7 protein-coding genes and 2 tRNA genes are annotated in these 6,555 nt (G+C 71.9%); 4 read left to right on the forward strand and 5 right to left on the reverse strand.

Annotated features, from left to right (window positions below; translation table 11 throughout):
- Positions 1-3 precede the first annotated feature (3 nt).
- Positions 4-1,275 carry an ABC transporter substrate-binding protein gene (locus tag AKI01S_RS02910; protein ID WP_067811974.1) on the forward strand — a complete coding sequence of 424 codons (1,272 nt, stop codon included), beginning with the start codon at positions 4-6 and terminating at the stop codon, positions 1,273-1,275.
- On the opposite strand, the gene AKI01S_RS02915 is transcribed toward AKI01S_RS02910, so the two are convergent.
- Positions 1,265-2,515: an MFS transporter gene (locus tag AKI01S_RS02915; RefSeq protein WP_067811976.1), complete on the reverse strand. Its 1,251-nt coding sequence runs from the start codon at positions 2,513-2,515 to the stop codon at positions 1,265-1,267. The genes AKI01S_RS02910 and AKI01S_RS02915 overlap by 11 nt on opposite strands.
- Positions 2,516-2,587: 72 nt before the next feature.
- Here AKI01S_RS02915 and AKI01S_RS02920 point away from each other — a divergent pair, with 72 nt between their 5' ends.
- Positions 2,588-3,430: a LysR family transcriptional regulator gene (locus tag AKI01S_RS02920; RefSeq protein ID WP_067811978.1), complete on the forward strand. Its 843-nt coding sequence runs from the start codon at positions 2,588-2,590 to the stop codon at positions 3,428-3,430.
- Positions 3,431-3,880: 450 nt separating this feature from the next.
- Here AKI01S_RS02920 and AKI01S_RS50150 read toward each other — a convergent pair whose 3' ends face one another.
- Both AKI01S_RS50150 and AKI01S_RS02930 read right to left on the reverse strand, forming a co-directional pair.
- The gene (locus AKI01S_RS50150; protein ID WP_067811980.1) at positions 3,881-4,093 is read right to left on the reverse strand and encodes an aromatic-ring hydroxylase C-terminal domain-containing protein; all 213 of its coding nucleotides are present in this window, start codon (positions 4,091-4,093) and stop codon (positions 3,881-3,883) included.
- A 98-nt stretch (positions 4,094-4,191) separates the two neighbouring features.
- Entirely contained in the window at positions 4,192-5,199 is a 1,008-nt protein-coding gene (locus AKI01S_RS02930; RefSeq protein WP_157419628.1) for an alpha/beta fold hydrolase, read from the reverse strand.
- A gap of 81 nt (positions 5,200-5,280) precedes the next feature.
- Between AKI01S_RS02930 and AKI01S_RS02935 the strand changes: the two genes are divergently transcribed.
- Both AKI01S_RS02935 and AKI01S_RS02940 read left to right on the forward strand, forming a co-directional pair.
- Positions 5,281-5,907: a TetR/AcrR family transcriptional regulator gene (locus tag AKI01S_RS02935; RefSeq protein WP_067811984.1), complete on the forward strand. Its 627-nt coding sequence runs from the start codon at positions 5,281-5,283 to the stop codon at positions 5,905-5,907.
- A 249-nt stretch (positions 5,908-6,156) separates the two neighbouring features.
- Positions 6,157-6,366: a DUF3072 domain-containing protein gene (locus AKI01S_RS02940; protein ID WP_067811986.1), complete on the forward strand. Its 210-nt coding sequence runs from the start codon at positions 6,157-6,159 to the stop codon at positions 6,364-6,366.
- Between the two features lie 13 nt (positions 6,367-6,379).
- On the opposite strand, the gene AKI01S_RS02945 is transcribed toward AKI01S_RS02940, so the two are convergent.
- Together AKI01S_RS02945 and AKI01S_RS02950 are read right to left on the reverse strand one after the other, a co-directional pair.
- Positions 6,380-6,454 (reverse strand) — tRNA-Val (locus tag AKI01S_RS02945).
- 28 nt (positions 6,455-6,482) lie between these two features.
- Positions 6,483-6,555: transfer RNA gene (locus AKI01S_RS02950), tRNA-Gly, on the reverse strand.

Genomic DNA, 6,555 nt, shown 5'->3' on the forward strand with positions numbered 1-6,555 from the left:
GGCATGCGTGTGACGGCGATCGGCGGCGCGGCGGCGGCCGCGCTGCTCGCGACGACGGCCGCGTGCGGCGGGCGCGGCGGGGACGACGGCTCCACCACCGCCACCGGCGCGTGCAAGGGCCAGCAGACCACCGGCATCACCGACAAGACGATCAAACTCGGCGGGATCTACCCGCTGTCCGGCCCGGCCTCGGCCTACGGCGACATCCCCAAGGGGATCAAGGCGTACTTCGACTACGTCAACGGCGAGAAGGGCGGCGTCGCGGGCCGGAAGGTCGAGTTCACGGTCCGCGACGACGGCTACCAGCCGCCCAAGGCCGTGGAGGAGGCCCGCCGCCTGGTCGAGCAGGAACGCGTCTTCGCGCTGTTCCAGACCCTCGGCACCCCCTCCACCACGGCGACCTGGGACTACGCCAACCAGCGCAAGGTCCCGCAGATCTTCGTGGCGACCGGCGCGTCCAAGTGGGGCAGCGACACCAGGCACCCCTGGACGATCGGCTGGCAGCCCAACTACGTCTCCGAGGGCCGCGTCTACGCCCAGTACCTCAAGACCGAACGCCCCGCCGCCAGGGTCGCGGTCCTCTACCAGAACGACGACTTCGGCAAGGACCTCCTGAACGGCTTCCGGAAGGCCGTCGAGGGCACCCGCGTCAGCATCGTCAAGGAGCAGAGCTACGAGGTCTCCGACCCCAGCGTCGAACCCCAGATGCGGAACCTGGCCACCTCCCGCGCCGACGTGTTCCTGAACATCACCACCCCGAAGTTCGGCTCCCAGGCCCTGGCCGCCGACGCCAAGCTCACCGGCTGGAACCCGCTGCACATCGTCAACAACGTCGCCGCCTCGATCACCACCCTGCGGCCGGTCGGCTTCAGGAACGTCCAGGGCGTCGTCTCCGCCAACTACTACAAGGACCCCAACGACCCGCAGTGGGACGACGACGCGGAGATGAAGCTCTACAAGGCCAAGATGAAGCAGTACGCGCCGGGCGCCGACCCGGCGGTGCCCTACCACGCGTTCGGCTGGGCGGCGGCGACCAGCTTCCACAAGACCATGGAAGCCGCCAGGTGCCCGACCCGCGAGGGCCTGCGGGACGCGATGCGCGGCCTGAACAACGTGCAGGTGCCGATGCTGCTGCCCGGCGTGACCCTGCAGACCGGCCCCGACGACGGCTTCCCGATCGAGTCGATGCAGATGATGCGCTTCAAGGGCGAACGCTGGGAGTTGTTCGGCGAGGTGATCGACACCCGCAAGGCCTTCGGCCCGGTCACCGGCTGACTTCGGGGCGGGCGCCGGCCCCGCGCGGCTCCGGGCCCGGCGCCCCCGCGAGGCTGAGCCCGCCGAGCGGGGACCGCGTCCGGGCCGAGGAGCGGCGGGACAGCAGCAGACCGGTCAGCGCGGCGGCGACCCCGGCCAGCCCGGCCGCCGCGAAGCCGCCCGCCGGAGCGGAGGCGTCGATCGCGATTCCGGCGACCGGGGCCCCGAGCGCGAAACCCGCGCTCAGCGCCGAGGACTGCAACCCCGTCGCCTCGCCCCGCACGCTCGCCGGGGCCAGCCGGCTCACCGCGTCGGCCAGCGTGGAGAGGGTCGGCGCGGTGAGGAGCCCGGAGCCGACGACGGCCACGCACAGCCAGCGCCAGTCGTGGGCGAGCCCGGCGGGGACCGTCAGGAGCCCGAGCAGGCCGAGCAGCAGCCACGTGGGCAGCGACCGGGACAGCGCGCCGTAGACCAGCCCGCCGATGACGGAGGTCACGCCGAGCACGGTCACGACCGCGGCGGCCCAGGACACCTGGCCCGCCTCCTCCAGCGCGGCGACGATGGCGAGGTCGATGCCGCCGAGCAGCATCGCGGTCCCGAACGCCATCGTCAGCACGGCGATCATGCCGGAGCCCAGCCACTCCCGGCGCGGGGGCCGCCCGGCCGCGCCGGCCCCGGCCTCGTCCGCGGCGCGCAGCGGCGGGTCGAGCAGGGCGATCCCGGCCCCGCCGACCACGATCGCGGCGCCGACCCCCCACGCCACCACGCCGGGGGACAGGTTCGCCGCGCACAGGATCACGATCGCCGGGCCCACGATGTACGACAGCTCGCCCTGCACCGACTCCAGCGCGAACGCGGCCCGGCGCTGCCCCGCCGTCGTCATCGCGGCGATCGCCTGCCTGGTCACCGGCTGGGCCGGCACCATCAGCAGCCCCGCGGCGAAGGCGGCGCCCAGCAGGAGCCCGTACGGCAGGACCGGCACGCTCAGCCAGAACACGACCTGCGCCCCGATGGTCACCAGCAGCACGGCGCGCAGGCCCCGCCGGTCGATCATGCCGCCGAGCAGCGGCCCGCCCAGCGCCACCCCGGCGGTCAGCGCCGCCGCGACGCCGCCCGCCGCCGTGTAGCTCATGCCCAGGCCGAGCACGACGTACATCGTCAGCGCCATCACGTCGGCGGTGATCGCGGTGCGGGCGAGCAGCGAGACGCCCAGCAGCGACGCCAGCCCCGGCACGGCGAGCACCTGTCGGTATCCGGTCACCCGAGTGACGCTAGATCGTCCGTTCCGCCATAGGAAGTGGTTGTTTCGTTGGACCTGCCATAATGGGTGCTTATGGCCAGGGATCTTGAGATCGCGTTGCTGCGGTCGTTCGTCACCGCCGTGCGGGCGGGGAGCATCAGCCGCGCCGCGACCGCGCTCGGGCACACCCAGCCCGCGCTCAGCCAGCAGTTGCGCAAGCTGGAGGGCACCGTCGGCCGTCCGCTGCTCCACCGGTCGCCGTCCGGTGTCTCGCCGACCCGGGCGGGTGAGGAGCTCCTGCCGTACGCCGAACGCATCCTCTCGCTCTCCGCGCAGGCGCTCACCGAAGCCGGGCGCGCGCTCACCGGCCACTGCGGCGTCGGGCTGCTGGAGGACCTCGCCGCGTCCCAGCTTCCGCAGGCCCTCGCCGACCTCGCCCGGCTGCACCCCGGCGCGACGCTGGAGGTGTTCTGCCTCCCCAACGCCGAGATGCGGCGGGCCTACGACGCGGGCCGCGTCCAGCTCGTGTTCGACGAGGCGCAGGACGTTCCCGGGCCGCCGCGCTGGACGGTGCGCCGCCCGCTGGTCTGGGCGGTCGGCCAGGGGGTGGACGTGGCCGCCGACCCGCTGCCGGTGGTGCTGTTCTCGAACCCGTGCACCTGGCGCACGTCGGTGCTGGAGACGCTGGAACGCACCGGCCGGCGCTGGCGGGTGGCGTTCGAGAGCAACAGCCTGGTCGGCGTGCTCGCCGCGGTGCGGGCCGGGCTCGGCGTCGCGGCGCTCATGCCCGTGAACCTCGAACCGGCCATGGCCTGCCACGACGCGGACGCCCTCCCCGTCCTGCCGGACGTCGAGCTCGGTCTCGCGCGCCACCCGCGCACCGACGGCGACCCGCTGATCGACGCCGTGGAGACCGCGCTACGGCGCACGATCTGACGAGCCCGATCACGATGGTCGGCTTACGCTTGTAGCGTGTGCGCGCCCTGCTGTGGTTCATGGGCGTTGAAAGCCGTCAGGCCAGGTGACAGCAGTGCGAATCCTGGGACGTCCAGCGGCGGACGGCCCTCCGGTCGGCCGGACGGCGGCGCGCCAGGCGAGGACCAGGGCCAGGCCGACCACCGGGACGTTGGCGAAGAGCACCCAGCGCTCTCGCCACCACGACGCCGGCGAGCCTGAGCGGCGCCGGATCCAGGCGTGCCGGGTCGTCCGCCGGGGTCGCCGCCGGTTCGCAGCGACCCCGGCCGGAAGGGTTCGAACGGATCATGTGACCTGCCCGCCTCGCGCGGACGGCACCACCCGCGCCCCGGCGTGGAGTCCGTCTTCCGCTCGCACAGCCGTGACCCCGTTGGGCCGCAGGGGCGGGGTCGTGGTCGTTCCTTCTACTGTCTACTTCGGTTCCGCAGGGTGGAGGAGGCCCGCCCAGGTGGTGAGCGCGTCGCGCAGTGCGGCGGTGTCGCCCGGGGTCTCGCTCGCCCAGGCGTAGTAGCCGTCGGGCCGGACGAGGGCGATGGCCTGGTGGTCGTCGGTCCGGTGAGCGAGGACGATGTGGTCCAGCAGCTCAGCGATGACGGACTGCTCTGCCTGACGCCCGTACAACATCGCACTCCAGGAAATGGTTCGTCCGCAATGTGACGCATGGGGACTGTATCGCTCGACGACGGTCCCGCATGGCGAGGAACGCGCCGGTCGACGCGGGCTCAGGAGCCGTTGAGGAATCCGGCGATGACGGGGTTGGCCTGCGCCGGGCAGTCCTCGTGGACGTTGTGCCCGCACCCGGGTAGCACCCGGGAGGTGGCCCCGGGGATCCGCCCGGCCATCGCGGCCGCCTGCCACGGCTTGTCGAACCGGTCCTCGCCACCCCACAACACCAGGGTCGGTGCGGCCACCCTGCCCATGAGGCGCTGCGTGAGGGAGTAGTCGAGGTTGCGCTGCGAAGCCCATAGGGCCTCGCGGTTGGCCGGGCGGCTCATCGGGGCCCAGTCCTCGGCGACGACCTCGTCGGTGACCCGCTCGGGATTCGCGAACGCCTTGCGCAGGGTGCGGGCGGCGTCGCTCCTGCGCATCAGCTTGCCCATCAACTCGCCGGCCACGGGGAACTCCAGCGGTCTCCAGTCCCAGCTGGAGGGCACGTCCAGGCCGGTGGAGCCCATCAGCACCAGCCGGTCGACGCGCTCCGGGTGACGCTCGGCGAAGTACAGTGACCAGCTGCCGCCCCAGGAGTGCCCGACCACGGAGGCCCTGCGCAGGCCGACGGCGTCCATGAACGTTCCCAGGGCTTCGGCCATGGCGTCCAGGTCGTAGGAGAAACCGTCCCTCTTGAGGGTGGTGTAGCCCTGGCCGGGCAGGTCGACGGTGTAGACGGTGCGGTCGGCGACCAGCGCGGGGACGGTGTCCCGGTAGGAGTAGAGCCACTGCCCGCCGCCAGCGACCAGCACCACCGGCGCGCCGCGGCCGGTCTTCGTGTAGTGGAAGCGGGCCAGGGGGGTGTCGGCGTAGTGGGAGTCGATCCGCGCCAGATAGGGCGAGGCGTAGGCGGTCGCCGAGGGCTGCCACGCGTAGGCGATGAACAGCGCCGCGGCGACCAGCACGGCGAGCAGGCCGCCCAGAGTCGCCAGGGTGCGGCGCAGCCATCGGCGCCTGGGCCCCGGGCCGACGTCGGGAGCGGGTGCGGATACGGGTGCGGTGTCGGCCGTCAAGCCCCTCAACTCCTACGATCGTAGAAAATTCTCCACCATTAGTAGGTACAGCTTCTACGGATGTCAACTCCCCGGGGCATACTGGTGGGCATGGCCACTGCGAGAACGACGGAGACGGGCGGCCGCGCCGACACCCCCACACTGCTGCTGGACACCGCGATCGCGGTCATCGCCGAGCACGGGCTGCGGGGCCTGACCCACCGCGCGCTCCAGGAGGCCGCCGGCCTCAAGCACGGCTCGGTGACGTACTACTTCAAGACCTGGGACCTGCTGGTCCTGGCGGTGGTCGACCGCATGGTCGAGATCGAGAGGGACCGGTCCGGCCCGGTGATCCACGACCTGGTGCGATCCCTGGCCGTCCGGCCGCAGGGCCAGCAGGCCGAGCCGGACTACGACCGGATCGCCGCCCTGCTGCAGCAGTGGTGGACCGCGAGCCGGGACCTGCTGCTGGCCCGCTTCGAACTCGATCTTGCCGGGGCCAGGCAGCCCGCGGTGAGGGAGGCGATGGCGCGATGCGGCGCGGAGTTCCGGCGGGCCGCCGAACTGGTCGCCCTGGCCGCCGGATCACCCGATCCCGAACTCGACGCCCAGGTGCTGGTGAAACTCATGGACGGCCTGATGCTCGACTTCGTCATCCGTCCCCCGCAGGACCGGCGCCATCTCGCACTCGGTCTACGGCACGCGGTGGAGGCCATCCGCCGAAACCACGCGCCTTGACCCAGGTCGTGCCGCCGCTCCTGTCCGGACCCGGCCCGCCCGAGCATGAAGATCGGAGTCGTGCGGTCCTGGAGCCCCCGCATCGACCACCCCTGCGGTGGGCGATCGGCTGCATGACGACTGAAGATCATGGTGCCGGCCGGCGTGAGCGGGTTTCGCTCGTCGCGATCCGGCTCGTCTGATCCCTATGAGGGTGTTTGGGCTACTGGTACCGGGTATGGCGAACACACGTTCGAGGAAAGGGGAGTCATGACGCAGGGACCGGTGGAGAAGGATCCCCAGGACTGGGCGACCGGTGACGAGCCGATGACGGCGCCGCAGGCGTCCTACCTGCAGACCCTCGCGCGCGAGGCGGGGGAGGAGGTTCCCGAGGGGCTGTCCAAGGCCGAGGCGTCCCGCCTGATCGACGAGCTGCGACAGCGCAGCGACCGCGTACGTGACGGTCAGAACGGGAGGTGATCCAAGCGAGGGATGGTGGGCGATACTGGGATTGAACCAGTGACCTCTACCGTGTCAAGGTAGCGCTCTCCCACTGAGCTAATCGCCCGGATGTCCGCCGAGATGGCGGCGCTGCGAGCGGAAGACGGGATTCGAACCCGCGACCCTCACCTTGGCAAGGTGATGCTCTACCAACTGAGCCACTTCCGC

It is taken from the genome of Actinomadura kijaniata NBRC 14229, assembly GCF_001552175.1.
Lineage (GTDB): Bacteria > Actinomycetota > Actinomycetes > Streptosporangiales > Streptosporangiaceae > Spirillospora > Spirillospora kijaniata.

Excerpts from the sequence above, each read along its gene's own strand:
- AKI01S_RS02910 (WP_067811974.1), top strand. The coding sequence starts at position 4 with ATGCGTGTGACGGCGATCGGCGGCGCGGCGGCGGCCGCGCTGCTCGCG.
- AKI01S_RS02920 (WP_067811978.1), top strand. The coding sequence starts at position 2,588 with ATGGCCAGGGATCTTGAGATCGCGTTGCTGCGGTCGTTCGTCACCGCC.
- AKI01S_RS50150 (WP_067811980.1), bottom strand. The coding sequence starts at position 4,093 with ATGTTGTACGGGCGTCAGGCAGAGCAGTCCGTCATCGCTGAGCTGCTG.
- AKI01S_RS02935 (WP_067811984.1), top strand. The coding sequence starts at position 5,281 with ATGGCCACTGCGAGAACGACGGAGACGGGCGGCCGCGCCGACACCCCC.
- AKI01S_RS02940 (WP_067811986.1), top strand. The coding sequence starts at position 6,157 with ATGACGCAGGGACCGGTGGAGAAGGATCCCCAGGACTGGGCGACCGGT.